The 16,956-nt window shown below is 38.0% G+C and carries 15 protein-coding genes; all 15 read left to right on the top strand.

The window, feature by feature from the left end; translation table 11 throughout:
- Positions 1-14 precede the first annotated feature (14 nt).
- Positions 15-1,739: an ABC transporter ATP-binding protein gene (locus MHI22_RS12635; RefSeq protein ID WP_196243740.1), complete on the top strand. Its 1,725-nt coding sequence runs from the start codon at positions 15-17 to the stop codon at positions 1,737-1,739.
- Between the two features lie 278 nt (positions 1,740-2,017).
- Complete coding sequence (locus tag MHI22_RS12630; RefSeq protein ID WP_036122228.1) at positions 2,018-3,031, top strand: ABC transporter ATP-binding protein; 1,014 nt, start codon at positions 2,018-2,020, stop codon at positions 3,029-3,031.
- On the top strand, positions 3,006-3,995 hold the full coding sequence (locus tag MHI22_RS12625) for an ABC transporter ATP-binding protein (protein WP_036122226.1): 990 nt from the start codon (positions 3,006-3,008) through the stop codon (positions 3,993-3,995). Before MHI22_RS12630 ends, MHI22_RS12625 begins: the two co-directional genes overlap by 26 nt.
- A gap of 21 nt (positions 3,996-4,016) precedes the next feature.
- The gene (locus MHI22_RS12620) at positions 4,017-5,633 is read left to right on the top strand and encodes an ABC transporter substrate-binding protein (protein ID WP_036122223.1); all 1,617 of its coding nucleotides are present in this window, start codon (positions 4,017-4,019) and stop codon (positions 5,631-5,633) included.
- 227 nt (positions 5,634-5,860) lie between these two features.
- Positions 5,861-6,865: an ABC transporter permease gene (locus MHI22_RS12615; protein ID WP_036122220.1), complete on the top strand. Its 1,005-nt coding sequence runs from the start codon at positions 5,861-5,863 to the stop codon at positions 6,863-6,865.
- Between the two features lie 12 nt (positions 6,866-6,877).
- Positions 6,878-7,774 (top strand): nickel transporter permease, encoded by an 897-nt coding sequence (gene nikC / locus MHI22_RS12610; RefSeq protein ID WP_036122217.1) that lies wholly within the window; start codon positions 6,878-6,880, stop codon positions 7,772-7,774.
- 283 nt (positions 7,775-8,057) lie between these two features.
- Positions 8,058-8,675, top strand: coding sequence for a TerD family protein (locus tag MHI22_RS12605; RefSeq protein WP_036122214.1), 618 nt, complete (start codon positions 8,058-8,060; stop codon positions 8,673-8,675).
- 30 nt (positions 8,676-8,705) lie between these two features.
- Positions 8,706-9,287: a TerD family protein gene (locus tag MHI22_RS12600; protein WP_036122212.1), complete on the top strand. Its 582-nt coding sequence runs from the start codon at positions 8,706-8,708 to the stop codon at positions 9,285-9,287.
- A gap of 33 nt (positions 9,288-9,320) precedes the next feature.
- Complete coding sequence (locus tag MHI22_RS12595; RefSeq protein WP_036122208.1) at positions 9,321-9,896, top strand: TerD family protein; 576 nt, start codon at positions 9,321-9,323, stop codon at positions 9,894-9,896.
- A gap of 35 nt (positions 9,897-9,931) precedes the next feature.
- A complete protein-coding gene (locus MHI22_RS12590) occupies positions 9,932-10,678 on the top strand; it encodes a TerC family protein (RefSeq protein WP_058844622.1) in 747 nt (248 codons plus the stop codon).
- An 83-nt stretch (positions 10,679-10,761) separates the two neighbouring features.
- On the top strand, positions 10,762-11,955 hold the full coding sequence (locus MHI22_RS12585) for an HpcH/HpaI aldolase/citrate lyase family protein (RefSeq protein WP_340812136.1): 1,194 nt from the start codon (positions 10,762-10,764) through the stop codon (positions 11,953-11,955).
- On the top strand, positions 11,936-13,297 hold the full coding sequence (locus MHI22_RS12580) for a phosphoribosyltransferase family protein (protein WP_058844620.1): 1,362 nt from the start codon (positions 11,936-11,938) through the stop codon (positions 13,295-13,297). The genes MHI22_RS12585 and MHI22_RS12580 overlap by 20 nt, the downstream gene beginning before the upstream one ends.
- Positions 13,294-14,394: a cysteine protease StiP family protein gene (locus MHI22_RS12575; RefSeq protein WP_340812132.1), complete on the top strand. Its 1,101-nt coding sequence runs from the start codon at positions 13,294-13,296 to the stop codon at positions 14,392-14,394. The genes MHI22_RS12580 and MHI22_RS12575 overlap by 4 nt, the downstream gene beginning before the upstream one ends.
- An 11-nt stretch (positions 14,395-14,405) precedes the next feature.
- A complete protein-coding gene (locus tag MHI22_RS12570) occupies positions 14,406-15,218 on the top strand; it encodes a hypothetical protein (protein WP_340812130.1) in 813 nt (270 codons plus the stop codon).
- 92 nt (positions 15,219-15,310) lie between these two features.
- Positions 15,311-16,942: a YceG family protein gene (locus MHI22_RS12565; RefSeq protein ID WP_340812129.1), complete on the top strand. Its 1,632-nt coding sequence runs from the start codon at positions 15,311-15,313 to the stop codon at positions 16,940-16,942.
- Positions 16,943-16,956 lie beyond the last annotated feature (14 nt).

Raw genomic sequence — 16,956 nt, 5'->3', positions numbered from 1 at the left:
GCATAAAGCGGTATATGCGCTTTGTAAAACCATATACATGGGAAATTATTTTAACGATTATCATTGGTATAGTGAAATTTGCTATTCCCCTGTTTATTCCACTACTCATTAAAATTGTGTTAGATGATATTATTGCAGCAGAAGACCTAACAGATGTAGATAAAACAAAAGAGCTGTTATATTGGTTAGGCGGAACCATTATTGTGTTCTTTATTATCCGTCCACCAATCGAGTATTATCGTCAATATTTTGCACAACACGTTAGTAATAAGGTGTTGTTTGATATTCGTAAGGAAATCTACGCACATTTACAGCGATTAAGTTTAAAATATTATGCCAATACACGTGCTGGAGATGTTATATCAAGGGTCATTAATGATGTTGAGCAAACGAAGAACTTTGTTATGACGGGGTTAATGAATGTTTGGCTGGACCTAGCGACGATTATTATTGCGATTGTCATTATGCTAACAATGGATGTAAAGCTGACATTAGTCGCATTAGTCGCTTTCCCATTTTATGCATTAAGTGTGAAATACTTTTTTGGCAAACTGCGAGCTTTAACACGTAAACGTTCTCAAGCACTTGCGGGTGTACAAAGTTATTTACATGAACGTGTAGCTGGTATGAGCATTATTAAGAGTTTCACACTAGAAAAGCATGAACAAAAATTATTTGATACAGCAAATGGGGAATTTTTAGAAAAGGCACTCGACCAAACAAAGTGGAATGCTAAGTCATTTGCAGTAGTTAATACAATCACGGATGTAGCGCCATTGTTGGTCATAGCCTATGCGGGCTACCAAGTCATAAATGGATCACTTTCAGTTGGAACAATGGTTGCTTTTATTGCTTATATTGAACGATTGTATGGTCCACTTCGCCGCCTTGTAAGTGCCTCGACTACTTTGACGCAGTCGATCGCCTCAATGGATCGGATGTTTGAATTAATAGATGAGCCTTATGAAGTGAAAAACAAGGACAATGCTCGTGAACTACTACGTGCAAATGGGGAAGTTTGCTTTCACAACGTGTCCTTCCAATATGAAAAAGTTGGCGCATCTATTTTAAATGCTATCGATTTTACGATTAATCCTGGAGAAACTGTTGCATTTGTTGGGATGAGTGGTGGTGGTAAATCCACGATTATCAGTTTGATTCCTCGTTTTTACGATACAACAAGTGGTAAGGTGACGATTGATGGACACGATGTACGAGATGTCACTATACATTCGTTACGCTCACAGATTGGTATTGTTCTGCAAGATAATATACTTTTTAGTGATTCTGTTAAAGAAAATATTTTAATGGGACGACCAGGTGCAACAGATGAACAAGTCATTGAGGCAGCTAAAGCTGCAAATGCACATGACTTTATTATGGGTTTGCCTAATGGCTATGATACAAAGGTTGGAGAACGAGGCGTAAAGCTATCTGGCGGGCAAAAACAACGGGTTGCTATTGCGCGAGTATTTTTAAAAAATCCACCGATTTTAATCCTTGATGAAGCTACTTCTGCGTTAGATTTAGAAAGTGAAGCATTGATTCAAGAATCACTCGATAAACTTGCTCATGAACGGACGACCATTATCATCGCACATCGTCTGTCTACTATTACCCATGCGGATAAGATTTTCGTCATAGATCATGGGCAATTAATAGAAAATGGTACACATGAACAATTAATGGACAGACAAGGAACGTATTATAATTTATTCCAAGTACAGCATTTAGATTAAAAATTATATGATATATGGAATTTTTTCAAAATAGCCTTTCATTTAATGAAGGCTATTTTTTTGTTATAAAGGCTAAAAAACTATCTCTTTATAAGATTTAGTTATTATGAAATGAGATTAATGTAGAAATACTATGTAATTTGGAGAATATTAGTGATTGAAAGAGCAAAGATTTTTAGGTAGAATTATCTGAAAATAGGGAATTTAACGAAAGTTATAGTATGCTATTAATAACATTATACAACTAAGTAAAATATAGGTAGGGTGGGACGTTGCGCATGAGGAAGAAGCTACTAGAAATAAAAGGTTTAAAAACAACCTTTTTCACAGATAATGGACAAATTCCTGCTGTAGATGATATCGATTTTTCTGTCCATGAAGGAGAAATTTTAGGAATTGTAGGAGAATCGGGAAGCGGAAAAAGCGTTACGTCGTTGTCCATCATGGGATTGATCCCATCACCACCAGGGAAAATAACAGGTGGCGAAATTTTGCTAGATGGCAAAAATCTCGCAAAATGTACGGATAAACAAATGCAAAAAATTCGTGGAAAAGACATTGCGATGATATTCCAGGAACCAATGACTTCTCTCAACCCCTTGTTTACGATTGGTGACCAGCTTAAAGAAGCGATTCAAATTCATAATCCTAAATGGTCGAAAAAGGAAGCGTTTGCAAGAGCGGTTGAAATTATGAAACTTGTCGGTTTACCACGGGCTGAGGAATTGTTAAAGGATTACCCCCACCAGCTATCTGGTGGAATGCGTCAAAGGGTTATGATTGCCATGGCACTTGTTTGTGATCCTCAAGTATTAATTGCAGACGAGCCTACAACCGCATTAGATGTGACGATTCAGGCTCAAATATTACAGCTCATGAAAGACTTAAATAAACGGTTGAATACAGCTGTGTTGTTAATTACACATGATTTGGGCGTTGTAGCGGAGACTTGTGAGCGAGTGATTGTAATGTATGCTGGACAAATCGTGGAAGAGGCACCGATTCAAGAAGTTTTTACTAATCCGAAACATCCTTATACACAAGGACTTATTCAATCAGTACCTGATATGCGTTATAAAAAAGACAATCTATATTCTATTCCTGGTAGTGTACCAAAACCTGGGAGCATCCAGGTCGGCTGTCGATTTGCGGCACGCTGTGAACATGCGATGGAACGTTGTTTACAAGAAACACCACCTTTATTTGAGGCAGCAGAGAACCATAAATCGAGATGTTTTTTACTAGAGAAGCAGGGGGTGGAACAGCGTGTCGAAAGCGTTATTAAAGGTTGATGGTTTAAAAAAATATTTTCCTATTCGAAAGGGTGTCCTGAATTCACATGCTGGGGATGTGAAGGCGGTGGATGATGTTTCATTTGAGGTATTTGAGGGAGAAACATTAGGCATTGTAGGAGAGTCAGGCTGTGGTAAATCCACAACAGGCCGCTTATTAATGCGTTTATTGGAGCCAACGGAAGGTAAAATAGAATTCGCAGGTAAAGTAATTTCAGAATTATCCAATAATGAAATGAGGAAGGCACGTAGAGATATTCAAATGATTTTTCAGGATCCCTATGCCTCATTAAATCCGCGCCATAACATCGGCAAAATTTTAGAGGAGCCCCTTATTGTTCATGGCATAGGAAATGCCAAAGAGCGGAAACAAAAGGTGTTGGAGCTACTTGAGATTGTTGGATTGAATGAATATCATATCAAGCGTTATCCGCACCAGTTTAGCGGAGGGCAAAGGCAGCGTATCGGAATTGCTAGAGCCTTGATGACCAACCCGCGCTTAATTATTGCGGACGAGCCAGTATCTGCGCTAGATGTGTCCATACAGGCACAAGTATTAAATTTATTGCAAAAGCTGCAAAAGGATTTAAAGCTGACTTATATTTTTATTTCCCATGATTTAGGGGTAGTGCGCCACATCAGCAATCGTGTTGGCGTAATGTACCTAGGTAAATTAGTAGAGTTGACAGCGAGTGAGGACTTATATGCTGAACCGCTTCATCCATATACACAGGCACTCTTATCTTCAGTCCCTGTTCCTGATCCGATGTTTGAACGGGAACAGATCATTATTTCTGGAGATATTCCGAGTGCATCAAACCCGCCAAGCGGTTGTACTTTCCATACGAGATGTCCTTTTAAAAAGGAGCAATGCTCACAAGTAGTACCTAAAATGCAAGAAGTAAAACCGGGTCATTATGTTGCTTGCCATCTTTATGAGGCACTTCAACATTCAATGATATAAAAACTCATAGGGGGAAATTTAATGAAGAAAAAGAAGCTTTGGACTTTAGGTGTAATGCTACTCCTTATTCTCTCGACAATCTTAGCAGCTTGTGGCGGCTCAGATACTAAGGATACGGGTAGTAAAGATACATCAACTGGTGGCGATACAGCTGGCAGTGGTGAACCAAAAATATTAGTGTATGGTCGTGGTGGAGATTCAGTAGCACTAGACCCTGCTGTTGTTACAGATGGTGAATCTTTTACGGTAACAGCTAATATTTATGAAACATTAGTAAACTTTGGCGAACAAGATGTAACGATTCAACCTGGGTTAGCAAAATCATGGGAGGCTTCAGAAGATGGATTAACTTATACTTTTGAGCTACAAGAAGGTGTGAAGTTCCATGATGGTACAGATTTTAATGCCGAGGCAGTTGTGAAAAATATTGAACGTTGGAAGTCAAGTACTGATAAATATCCTTATTTTAGCTCCCAATTTGTCGTTGGAGACAAACAAGTAATCGAATCAGTTACTGCTGAAGGTGACTATAAGGTTGTATTTAAGTTAAGTCAACCACAAGCACCATTCCTAAAGAATTTAGCCATGTCCCCATTTGCGATTGCTTCGCCTACAGCATTTGAGGCAGATGAAGAAGGCTTATCTGCAAATCCAGTAGGAACAGGCCCATTCAAATTTGTTAGCTGGGTACGTAATGATTCTGTAACGATCGAGAAAAACCCAGACTACTATATTGATGGCTATCCAAAATTAGATAAAGTTATTTATCGTTCTATTCCAGATAACTCTGCGCGTTTAAATGATTTGTTAGCAGGCAATATTGATGTGGCTGATGGTTTAAGTCCATCTGATAAAGCAACAATCGAAGGCGATGCTAAATTACAATTAATCGAACGTCCATCTATGAACGTTGGTTATCTAGGTTTAACAGTGACTCGACCACCATTCGATAATGTCAAAGTGCGTCAAGCAGTCAACTATGCAATTGATAAGCAAGCATTGGTGGATGCATTTTATGAAGGACTAGCAGAGCCAGCGAAAAACCCAATGCCACCAGTAATTTCAGGTTATAACGATGATGTTACAGGCTATACGTATGATCCTGAAAAGGCGAAGGCATTACTTGCTGAAGCAGGCTATGATGGTAAAGAAATTGAACTATGGGCAATGCCAGTACCACGTCCATACATGCCAGACGGACAAAAAGTAGCAGAAGCGATTCAAAAGAACTTAGAAGATGTAGGCATTAAATCTAAAATTGTATCATTTGAATGGGCTACTTATTTAGAAAAAGCACAAAATGGTGAAGCGGATGCATTCTTACTTGGCTGGACAGGTGATAATGGAGATGCGGATAACTTCCTATACACGTTATTAGACGGCGATAATATCGGTTCTAATAACTATACATTCTATGACAATCCAGAATTACACAAAATATTGACAGCTGCTCAAACTGAAATTGATGAGGACAAGCGTAATGAACTTTATAAGCAAGCTCAAGTCATGATTTCTGAGGATGCTCCATGGGTTCCACTTGCTCACTCTATTCCAATTTTAGCTGCTAATGCGAAAGTGACGAATTATATTGCGCATCCTACAGGTTCTGACCGTTTAGATGCAGTAGATATTCAATAGTAAACTTCATTTTCTAATTGAATAGAGGAGTTTAAAAGAATCTGCTTGCTTTTCTGCGGGTAAGCCGTGGAAATCTCGCAGATTCTTTTCTAGTAATAGACAATCATTTTCTCCTGTGTGAAAGATCACTCATCTAAACATTCAAAATCGTTTGGTGAAGGTTCAACCTTTCAACAGTATATAAAGACTTCAAAGTAGATTATGAAAATCATAGAGAGGTGATGAAGATGCTTCACTATATGGGGAGACGTTTACTCCAGCTAATCCCAGTTTTGCTTGGAATGACTTTTATCGTCTTTATGTTGATACGCGCAATACCTGGTAATCCAGCACAAGTTATTTTAGGACAACAGGCGACAAAAGAGGCGGTCGAGGCATTAAACGCAAGTTTAGGATTAGATAAGCCTTGGTATACACAATATTTTAGTTATTTAGCAGGCATTTTTCAGGGAGATTTAGGTGTTTCCTTACGTACAAAATTACCTGTATCAGAAGAAATTTTTCCATACTTAGCAGCAACAGCTGAACTTGCATTTTTCGCGATGATTATTGCTATTGTTATTGGGGTGAATGCGGGTATTATTTCTGCATGGTTCCAAAATTCTTGGTTCGATTATACAGCGATGGTGGTGGCATTAGTTGGTGTATCTGTACCTGTATTCTGGCTAGGCTTGATGGAACAGTGGACATTTAGTAGTCAGCTTGGCTGGTTACCTACTTCTGGTCGAGAGGATGTTCGAAATCCAATAACCTCTATAACCCATTTTTATTTATTGGATACGCTCATTCAAGGGCGCTTCGATCAATTTATTGAAGTTGTAAAGAGGTTAATATTACCGGGAGTTGCACTGGCAACCATTCCTATGGCTATTATTGCAAGAATCACAAGATCTTCTATGTTAGAAGTTATGCGCTCAGATTATGTACGTACTGCAAGAGCAAAAGGCCAAAAAATGTTTATTGTTGTGTATAAGCATGCTTTAAAGAACGCTATTATTCCTGTAATAACGGTAATCGGGTTACAGACGGGGTTATTACTAGGGGGAGCCATTCTAACAGAGACGATTTTTAGTTGGCCAGGAATTGGTCGTTATATTTATGATGCGATTGGCTTCAGGGATTATCCTGTCATTCAATCAGGTATTCTAATCGTTGCATTTATTTTCATCATGATTAACTTAATCGTGGACTTACTGTATACAGTGATTGATCCACGTATTAAATACAAATAGAAGGGAGCTGCAATGATGACTGGAGCAATTGACATAAAAAAAGAAGCAGCACCAGTTCAAGAACGAGCGGTCGGTCCATGGTTAGAGGGCTGGCGAAGCTTTAAAAAGAGCAAAATCTCTTTAATAGGTGCAGGGATTGTTATATTTTTTATATTACTTGCTGTAGTAGGACCGCTCGTTGCACCACAAGGGATAAATGAACAAGATTTATCGAAGCGTTTACTAGCACCATCAGGTGATCATTGGTTTGGAACAGATGATTTTGGGCGAGATATTTTTTCTAGAATCATTCATGGTGCACGAATTTCGCTATGGGTAGGCTTTTTTTCAGTTGTTTTATCGGTAATTGTTGGTAGTTTGCTTGGTATTATCGCCGGTTATTATGGTAAATGGATTGATACAATTATTTCACGTATTTTTGATATTATGCTCGCTTTCCCTAGTATGCTATTAGCGATTGCTGTTGTGTCGGTACTAGGACCATCCTTACAAAATGCATTAATTGCCATTGCCATTATTAACATACCGAATTTTGGACGTTTAATTCGTTCCAAAGTGTTGAGCGTCAAAGAAGAAGAGTATATTGTCTCAGCAAAAGCAATCGGCATGCGTGATTCACGAATTTTATTTTCACATATTTTGCCGAATTCTATGACGCCTATTATTGTACAAGGAACGCTTGCAATTGCGACTGCCATCATCGAAGCAGCAGCATTAGGCTTCCTCGGACTGGGCGCTCAAGCACCAGCACCTGAGTGGGGAAAAATGTTAGCAGATGCTCGAAAGTTTTTATTAAATGCTCCTTGGACTATGATTTTCCCAGGATTAGCAATTATGCTAACGGTTCTTGGCTTTAACCTGATGGGAGATGGCCTAAGAGATGCACTCGATCCAAAGATGAAAAGTTAGTTAAATACTATAGCCTTCTACTAGTTAGAAGGTTTTTTTAGCTATTTTGCCCATCTATACGAAAGGGAATAAAAGGAACTCTTTTACAGCAAAGTCGTTTTAAAGAGTAGTAGGTAACAGGAGGAATTTTCTAAAAATAAGCGAAAATATCTTTTAGGAGCCATTAATTGAATTTTTTGTCACGTTATTTTAGACTTAAAAAGTAGAAAAATTTTATTTTAGTAGATTATTACTTACCATATAATCTTTCAGTTGAAATACATATTTGAGGAGGGTGTTAAAATTGGGGATTAATTTACAAAAAGGGCAACGAGTTGATTTAACAAAAGGTAACGCAGGTTTAAATAAAATTAAAGTAGGTTTAGGGTGGGACCCTGTAGCGCAAGAGAAAAGTGGCGGCTTTTTAGGTGGTTTATTTTCTAGTAGAAATAGTGGCAGTGGCAGAAGCATAGACTGTGATGCTTCAGTCTTAATGCTGCAAGATGATAAGGTGATAGCGGGAGACGATGTTGTTTACTTTGGAAAATTAACAAGTAATTGCGGCTCTGTTCGACATTCTGGTGATAATTTAACAGGAGACGGCGATGGCGATGATGAAGTAATTACAATTGAGCTATCGTCTGTACCAACGCAATATAACAAGCTTGTGTTTGTTGTAAACATTTATGATGCAGCAGGTCGTAATCAACATTTCGGTATGATTCAAAATGCATATATTCGTGTGTATGATGACAGGACAGGAAGCGAACTAATTCGCTATAATTTAACTGATAATTATTCGAATTTAACGACGTTAGTCTGTGGAGAAATTTACCGTCATAATAGTGACTGGAAATTTGCTGCAGTTGGTACGGGAACGAATGATATAAAACTTGGCGATGTTGTTCGAAGATATCAATAAATAAATGACTATATAGGAGGAATAAAGAGTATGGGAATTTCACTACAAAAAGGTCAAAAGGTAGATTTAACAAAAACAAATCCAGGATTAACAAATGTTGTTGTAGGTTTAGGCTGGGATACAAATAAATATGACGGTGGTAATGATTTTGATTTAGATTCTTCTGTATTTTTACTGGCTGATACAGGCAAAGTAGCTGATCAAAATGACTTTATTTTCTACAACAATACAACAGGTGGCAACGGTTCAGTTGAACATTCGGGCGATAATTTAACGGGTGTTGGTGAAGGTGACGATGAAGTGGTAAAAGTTGCATTAACGCAAGTGCCTGCTCATGTTCAACGACTAGCCTTCACTGTAACAATCCATGATGCAGAGTCTCGTAGTCAAAATTTCGGAATGGTGTCTAATGCGTATATTCGTATTGTTAATGCTGCTTCCAACGAGGAAATTATCCGTTATGATTTAGGCGAGGATTTCAGTATTGAAACAGCTATCGTAGTAGGGGAATTATACCGCCATAATGGAGAATGGAAATTTAATGCAATTGGTGCTGGCTACCAAGGTGGCTTAGCTGCTTTATGTAATGATTACGGCTTAAGTGTAAACTAAAATTTCATCTTTGGACAGAAAGGGAGATTTTGAATGGCTATTCAATTAAGTAAAGGGCAACGTATTGATTTAACCAAGCAAGACCCAGGATTAAATAGCATTGGCATTGGCTTAGGCTGGGATGTTAAGCAATTTGATGGTGGGCAAGACTTTGACCTCGATGCATCTGTATTTTTACTAGATGCATCAGGTAAATGTCGTAATGAACAAGATTTTATCTTCTATAATAATTTAGCGAGTCTAGACCAATCTGTTGTTCATACAGGTGATAATCGTACGGGTGAAGGTGATGGGGATGATGAAAAGATTCTTGTCAACTTAAAGCAAGTATCACCTCAAATTGAAAAGATTGTGGTAACGGTTACTATCTATGATGCTGAGGGTCGTCATCAAAACTTCGGACAAGTACTAAATGCTTATGTGCGATTGACAAATGAAGATTCGGGATCAGAGGTATTACGCTATGATTTAGGCGAAGATTTCAGTATTGAAACTGCCGTTGTATTTTGTGAGCTTTACCGTCATAATGGCGAGTGGAAATTTGCCGCAGTAGGCTCAGGCTATCAGGGTGGACTAGCAGCATTAATCAACGCATATGGCCTACAGTAACGAGTAGGGTATAGGTACATGACGGGGGATCTTCGGTGGATGTAATAAACGAGATATTAAATACATATGCACAGTTTTTTAACTGGCAGATGTGGGGACAAGTTTTAACAGATCCAGTATCATGGGGCCTTATTTTTTCATTAATTATTATGGAAGGGCTATTGTCTGCAGACAATGCGCTTGTTTTAGCAGTACTTGTTAAACATCTTCCACAGCATCAGCGGAAAAAAGCGCTAATGTATGGGATGTTTGGGGCTTATTTTTTCCGATTTCTCTTCATCGGTATTGGCGTTTACCTCGTAAAATTCTCTATTGTTAAAGTGATCGGTGCAACTTATTTAATGTGGTTAGTCATATTACATTTTAAAAATAAAAGCACTGATGAAGGAGACGCACACGAGTTTAAGAAGACAGGTTGGATGGTTCGAGTCTTTGGTACTTTCTGGGCGACTGTTATTTCAGTTGAATTAATGGATATCGCCTTTTCAGTAGACTCTATATTAGCGGCATTTGCCATATCCGATCAAGTATGGGTTCTTTTATTAGGTGGAGTTTTAGGCATTATTATGATGCGTACCATCGCTGGTGTATTTCTTTCATTGATTGAACGTGTACCAGAACTTGAAACGACTGCCTATATTTTAATTGCCATTATTGCATTGAAAATGTTTGCTAGTATTTTTGGATTCCATCTTTCACATGAAGTATTCTTTATTATTTTAATTGCTGCATTCTTATTGACGTTTATTGTTCACAAGATGAATAAGAAAACAGCAGTGTAAACAAGGCACTGTATTGGTCTGTATAGAACAGGCTGATACAGTGCTTTTTTCACAAAAGGCATAGTTATCGGGGAGAGGATTAGATGCAACACTTTGCAACAGAAGCAGAGACGATTTTTTTTAAGAAGCCACAGCCTTTTACTAAGTGGGAAACGCCAGATATTTTATCATATGCTCTAGGTGCGACTCTGTATATGCCAGCTTCTATGCCTGCGATTGTGAGTTTGATTCAATCACAAAAATATCAAGAACTCACATCACTCGTCATTGATCTGGAGGATGCAGTAGGCGATATAGAATTACGAGATTGTGAAGCGAAGTTGATGGAGGATATTAGTGAGCTATATGCACTCTATCAACAAAAAAAATTATTACTTCAGGATCTACCATTACTTTTTATTCGTGTACGTCATGTTGAGCAATTTCAAAGGTTAACAACTATTTTAGGGAAAAAGCAAGAAATACTAACGGGCTATGTATTTCCAAAGTTTACAGCAGCACAGGGCGCCCGTTATTTTGAGCTTCTTGAACAAACAATTTTAGAAAATGACTTAATTCTATATGGTATGCCGATTTTAGAGAGCCGTGAGGTGCTATATAAGGAATCTCGCATGGAAGCATTATTAGACATTAAGGCAGTGCTACATCAATACAGAGCTCGTGTATTAAATGTACGTATTGGTGCCACTGATTTCTGTGGCATTTATGGAATTCGTCGTCGTATGGACTCGACCATTTATGATATCAGTGTAATCCGTGATTGTATTGCAGATATTGTCAACGTCCTTGGTCGTGAGGAAGACGGGTTTGTTATCTCCGGGCCTGTGTGGGAGTATTTTAGTAATCAGCGTGTATTAAAGCCTGCATTAAGAGAAACACCATTTAGTGAAAAGGGAGCTCTTGATACGAGGAAAGCATTATTAGACGATTGTTTAGATGGATTAATGAAAGAAGTGTTAATGGATAAACAAAATGGTATTGTGGGAAAAACAATTATTCATCCTAGTCATATCCGTGTTGTTCATGCCCTCTATGCCATTTCCTATGAAGAATATTTAGATGCGCTAAGTATTGTAGAGAATAATGATGGTCACAAAGGTGTGATGAAAAGTCACTATGCGAACAAGATGAATGAAATCAAACCACATATGAGATGGGCACAGCGAATATTAAAACAGGCACAAGTCTATGGTGTCTATCATGAATCTGTCGATTTTGCCTCACTCTTATTAAATTCAGAAATAGGTGGTAGTGTTTATGCAACAACAAATGAGTAAATTAAGCATTTTACCGGATTATTCAATCGATATTGAAATTACCCACAATCCGCATAATTTTGCGCTAACCGACTTGTTTAAAATGGCAGCTCGTATTAATAAGAAAAGGCAATTTTTGTTTGTAAGCACCGTACTTGGTAAACATTTAGCTGTGCGCCCGCAAGTGCCCTTACTGACAGGGACTCTGCTAGCCATGATGTATCATAAGCATCTTACTGGACAAAAAGTAGCAGCTTCATCAGCAGTCGTTAAAGCTTTAAAAGAGGGTGCGGGTTTGTCAGAAGTACAAAATTCTACAGAGGGTAGCCTCGAGTTAGCACAAGAAACATTGTTCGTTGGATTTGCCGAGACAGCTACTGCACTAGGACATGCGGTATTTAACGCATACGATTCGAATGCAATGTATATTCACACAACACGTGAAGTGCTTCCCGATTTTGAACCATTTGTTACATTTGAGGAAGAACACTCCCATGCGACAAGCCATAGAATTTATACTGAGGAGCCAGAAGTGTTACTACAAGCTAAACGCATTGTGTTAATTGATGATGAGATTACTACTGGTAATACGGTTATTAATATCATTCAAACATTGAGACGGAAATTTCCGTTAGTTAAGCAGTATGCTGTGCTCTCTATTTTAGATTGGCGTTCTGAACAGCAACAAAAGATTTTTCAGCAATTAGAAGAGCAATGGGGTATTTCCATTGTGTTCATCTCAATCATGTGTGGACACTTTAACTGTTCGGGTATACCAAGCTTAACGAGCACACAGCCTAATATACTAACACAACCTACAAATAATCTAACACTATGGCCAATTCAAGAATCTATTGATCGTAAGTTTTATCGATCTATTGCTGAGAATAAATTCGTAAATAGTCAACCCTATCTAGTAGCAACAGGGAGATTTATGCTCACGTCAAAACAGCATTTTCAACAAAAGAAAATGTTACAGACCATCGCCAAGCAATTACAAAAGCTTCGTACACATGGTCCGGCATTAGTTATTGGAACAGGTGAGTTTATGTATGTCCCTATGCAAATTGCCTCTTATTTAGGAAACGACGTTTATTTTCAATCAACTACTCGTAGTCCAATCTATTGTACGGATGATTTAGGATACACGATTACTGAAAAAATAGCCTTTGAAAGTCCAGAGAATAATGGCGTTGATAATTATTTATATAATATACAAAGCCAGTCCTACACGGAACTTTTCTTTATGGTGGAACGTATAGCAAGTAAAGAGGTTGTTGCTCGTGTGGTAAATGAGTTACAAATATTAAGTAACGCCAAGGTCTACGTGATTTGTATGCATGAATGGGAGGTAGAACAATGATTTCAACTTTGCAGCCAGACAAAATGGGGAGCTATGCACCAGAGGATGTTCTATTTTTATTGCGTGATATTGGGCAAGTTTATCTTGAACTGGATAATGAAAAACGTGAACAGCTTATTCAATCAGGCACACATTATTCTGAAATGCTACCAATGGAAAGGCAACCATCTAACACCTATATGAATCTTTTTTATAAAACGTTAGATGCGCATGTAGAGAGAGTAGCCATCGCTGTTGGAGTGGTGGCAGAGCAAATCATTGAAAATAGAGGGCTAGAAAACTTAGTGCTTGTTAGTTTAGCAAGGGCAGGTACACCCATTGGCATTTTAATCAAACGGTATATAGCCATGCGATATAGGGTGAATATTCCACATTACTCTATTTCTATACTACGTGGTCGAGGGTTTGATGAGGTAGCGATCCGTTACATTTTGACAGAGCATCCCCTAGGAAATCTTCAATTTATTGATGGCTGGACAGGAAAAGGGGCAATTACCAATGAATTAATCCATTCCTGTCAAAAATTTAATGCGCAACAGCCCGGACAATTAAATGCCAATTTAGCTGTATTGGCTGATCCTGGGCATTGTGCTACCATCTATGGAACTCGTCAAGACTTTTTAATCCCGTCTGCTTGTTTAAATTCGACTGTATCTGGATTGGTGAGTAGAACGGTGTTAAATTTACAGTTCATGGATGCAAATGACTTTCATGGTGCTAAATACTACAAAGAGTTAGAAGATATGGATGTCTCTAACCTGTACATAGAACGTATCGTCACATGTTTTGAACATGTACAGAGTACGATATTGCAACAATTTCAAGAGCAGGTCATCGCTCCCATTACTTGGGAGGGCATGAAGTCTGTGCAAAAGATTCAACGCGATTTTGGCATTGAGAATATTCATTTTATCAAACCAGGTGTAGGTGAGACGACTAGAGTGTTGCTTCGACGGTTACCTTGGAAAATTTTAATTAATCCACAGTACTTGCATGAATTGGGACATATTTTATTATTAGCCAAAGAAAAAAATGTACAGGTAGAAGAATATTCGAATATGTCCTATGCATGTTGTGGCTTAATCAAAGCATTATAGAGGAGATTATGATGATACTATTTACATCGGATTTAGATAGAACGCTTATTTATTCTCAACGTATGATGGAGAGTTTTCCGCCGATTACAGAGACAGTGGTCGTTGAACACAAGGCGGAGAAAGCAATGAGCATGATGACGCAGGCAACAGCATCTCTATTGCAACAGATACACCAACAAACAATATTTGTACCTGTTACGACTAGGGCATTACATCAATATAAAAGAATTCATTTTATTAGTGATATGTGTCCTGCTTTTGCAATTACAAGCAATGGGGGTACAATATTAGAAAAGGGCCAGCCCTCTGAAAAATGGACGAAAACACTATGTAGACGTATTGCAGATTCTTCAATCCCACGAGAGGATCTGTTAAAGCATTTTCAATCAATTAAATCCGATACATGGCTACAACGTTCTTTGTATATAGATGATCTGTTTTATGTACACCATGTGGATCTTGAAACTTTACCACACGTGGAATTACAAGCTATGATTCAAGAGTTTGATACGTATGGCTGGTATGTTCTTTTACAAGGTAAAAAATTGTATTTTATGCCCAAGGTACTGACGAAGGAAGCGGCTATCGAATATATGAAAGAGTTCTGTACATACGATGTGCATATAGCGGCAGGGGATTCTATTATGGATTATGGAATGCTGGCGATGGCTGATTTAGCTTTTACACCGAATCATGGAGATTTAAAGGATAAACAGCCAAAAGTTTTACAAAATACAACTTACTCGGCTTATAATGGTGAAGCATTTACTAAAGATTTGCTAGATACGGTTTTACAGATGACTTCACAACAGACAATAGTATAAGCTTTCAATTATTTTTGTCATAAGATAGAGTCGTCCTATGACAAATGAATGCTTCAGCATATGCTGAGGATGATTTTAGGAGGTGCGTTTGTATGCAAACAATCACAATTAAATCAGTGTTGGAGCGTCATCCTGATGATTGGCTACAGGCGTTTCAAGATTCACCAAAGGATCGTGCATTTTATGAGGAAACAGCACAACAAGTTAGTTTTAGTAGGATTGCTGTTCGTGTATTAGGTGTACCAATCGAAGAAGATGATTATTTCAATTCGTTATTTACATTGTCACAAAACGCTAATATCCATATTTTAAGTGAAGAATTAAATAAGCATATTGAACAAAAGGATTTTCAAGCCATACAAACAATTTTATCGCAGCATCAACAAACACCAAAAGGGCTATCTATTAATCGTCTAGTGGCGATGATGTATGGTCATCAGTTAATACCAAAGCATGATGATGGTGTTATGAATCGCCATTTACAATTAGCGACCATTAAAGTAGTAGAACTATTTCAACAACAACAATCGTTAGGTCTGCTAGCAAATGATTTTCGCCGATTTTTAATTGATATAGTGAAGTGGCTAAAAAACCACTGGATTATATGGACAAAATCCATGAAACCAACGGATGATTTTCCTAAAGTTGTTTGGTATGGGGAAACCACTATAAGTCAGCGTTACTTCTTATTACTATTAATGGAGCTTGGCTGTGACGTCTTAATTTTCCATCCAGCTAAAATAGATGAATTGGCAGAGATTGACCCTACTGATACATTCTCTATCACGTACGCATATGCTAATCAAACAACTTTACAGCCATTTCCTGATAAGCTTCGTGATCGGCAGGCAACGGTAGGTTATCGCTCTAGTCAGCATTTCGAACAATTAATGCATGATCAACAATCAGGTGTCTATAAGCCTTGGCAGTTTAAAGATTTTATGCCACGTTCATTAACATTACGGATGACATATGATGATATTTTTATTTATGCAAAAGAGAAGGCTTTGGTTCGACCGCAGTTTGAAGTGATTGGAGATGAGGTAGTCATCCCAGTTATATTTGCAAAAATTAGTGGTGTTTCAAGCCAAAGAGAAGAATACTGGCATCAAATGCATCAATTACTGGTAAGTTCGCAAACGGTTTTTGTACAGGAATTTCCTTATGCAGCAACAAGCAGAGCCAATTTTCATTTTCATTATAAGCATTGCTTAGTGAATGGGGAGCTGTCAGTAGAGCGTATTATGCAAAGTGATTGGTGGCAATATGGTGAGTTAACATTGGAGCTACAGCGTGCAATCGCCCACACGATAAAAACTTCCTGTGAGCAGCCCATGTTGAAACAACAGCCAAATGAGACTTTATATGATTTACAGTTATTTTTATTCAAACAAATGACCATGATTCCTCAGGATATCCTGCGATTAATGCAAAGCTTTGATTATTCACAAGATGTACCCAAACTGGTATTATATCAAGCACCTCAGCAACCAGCTTTATCACGTGAGGACATGGCATTATTGGCATTTCTAAATCGTTTTGGTATGGATATTATATTTTATAATCCGACAGGCCAACTTGACTTAGAAAAGCATTTGCAAGAGGATACATTCGATGTACATCGTTTAGAACATATGCTATTTGACTTGCCCTATGAAGAACCCAAACAGCAAAAAACTGCACCCGATAAAATCATTAAAAAACTCTTTAATCGTTTTTTCTAATGGCAGGAAGGAGG

The sequence above is a fragment of the Lysinibacillus sp. FSL L8-0312 genome, assembly GCF_038003285.1.
Lineage (GTDB): Bacteria > Bacillota > Bacilli > Bacillales_A > Planococcaceae > Lysinibacillus > Lysinibacillus fusiformis_D.
This window is presented reverse-complemented; position numbering and strand designations above follow the sequence as displayed.

What these genes read in the sequence shown, in the direction of transcription:
- MHI22_RS12635 (WP_196243740.1), top strand. Translation starts at nt 15, where the DNA reads ATGCGCTTTGTAAAACCATATACATGGGAAATTATTTTAACGATTATC.
- MHI22_RS12630 (WP_036122228.1), top strand. Translation starts at nt 2,018, where the DNA reads ATGAGGAAGAAGCTACTAGAAATAAAAGGTTTAAAAACAACCTTTTTC.
- MHI22_RS12620 (WP_036122223.1), top strand. Translation starts at nt 4,017, where the DNA reads ATGAAGAAAAAGAAGCTTTGGACTTTAGGTGTAATGCTACTCCTTATT.
- MHI22_RS12615 (WP_036122220.1), top strand. Translation starts at nt 5,861, where the DNA reads ATGCTTCACTATATGGGGAGACGTTTACTCCAGCTAATCCCAGTTTTG.
- nikC (WP_036122217.1), top strand. Translation starts at nt 6,878, where the DNA reads ATGATGACTGGAGCAATTGACATAAAAAAAGAAGCAGCACCAGTTCAA.
- MHI22_RS12600 (WP_036122212.1), top strand. Translation starts at nt 8,706, where the DNA reads ATGGGAATTTCACTACAAAAAGGTCAAAAGGTAGATTTAACAAAAACA.
- MHI22_RS12595 (WP_036122208.1), top strand. Translation starts at nt 9,321, where the DNA reads ATGGCTATTCAATTAAGTAAAGGGCAACGTATTGATTTAACCAAGCAA.
- MHI22_RS12585 (WP_340812136.1), top strand. Translation starts at nt 10,762, where the DNA reads ATGCAACACTTTGCAACAGAAGCAGAGACGATTTTTTTTAAGAAGCCA.
- MHI22_RS12580 (WP_058844620.1), top strand. Translation starts at nt 11,936, where the DNA reads ATGCAACAACAAATGAGTAAATTAAGCATTTTACCGGATTATTCAATC.
- MHI22_RS12575 (WP_340812132.1), top strand. Translation starts at nt 13,294, where the DNA reads ATGATTTCAACTTTGCAGCCAGACAAAATGGGGAGCTATGCACCAGAG.
- MHI22_RS12570 (WP_340812130.1), top strand. Translation starts at nt 14,406, where the DNA reads ATGATACTATTTACATCGGATTTAGATAGAACGCTTATTTATTCTCAA.
- MHI22_RS12565 (WP_340812129.1), top strand. Translation starts at nt 15,311, where the DNA reads ATGCAAACAATCACAATTAAATCAGTGTTGGAGCGTCATCCTGATGAT.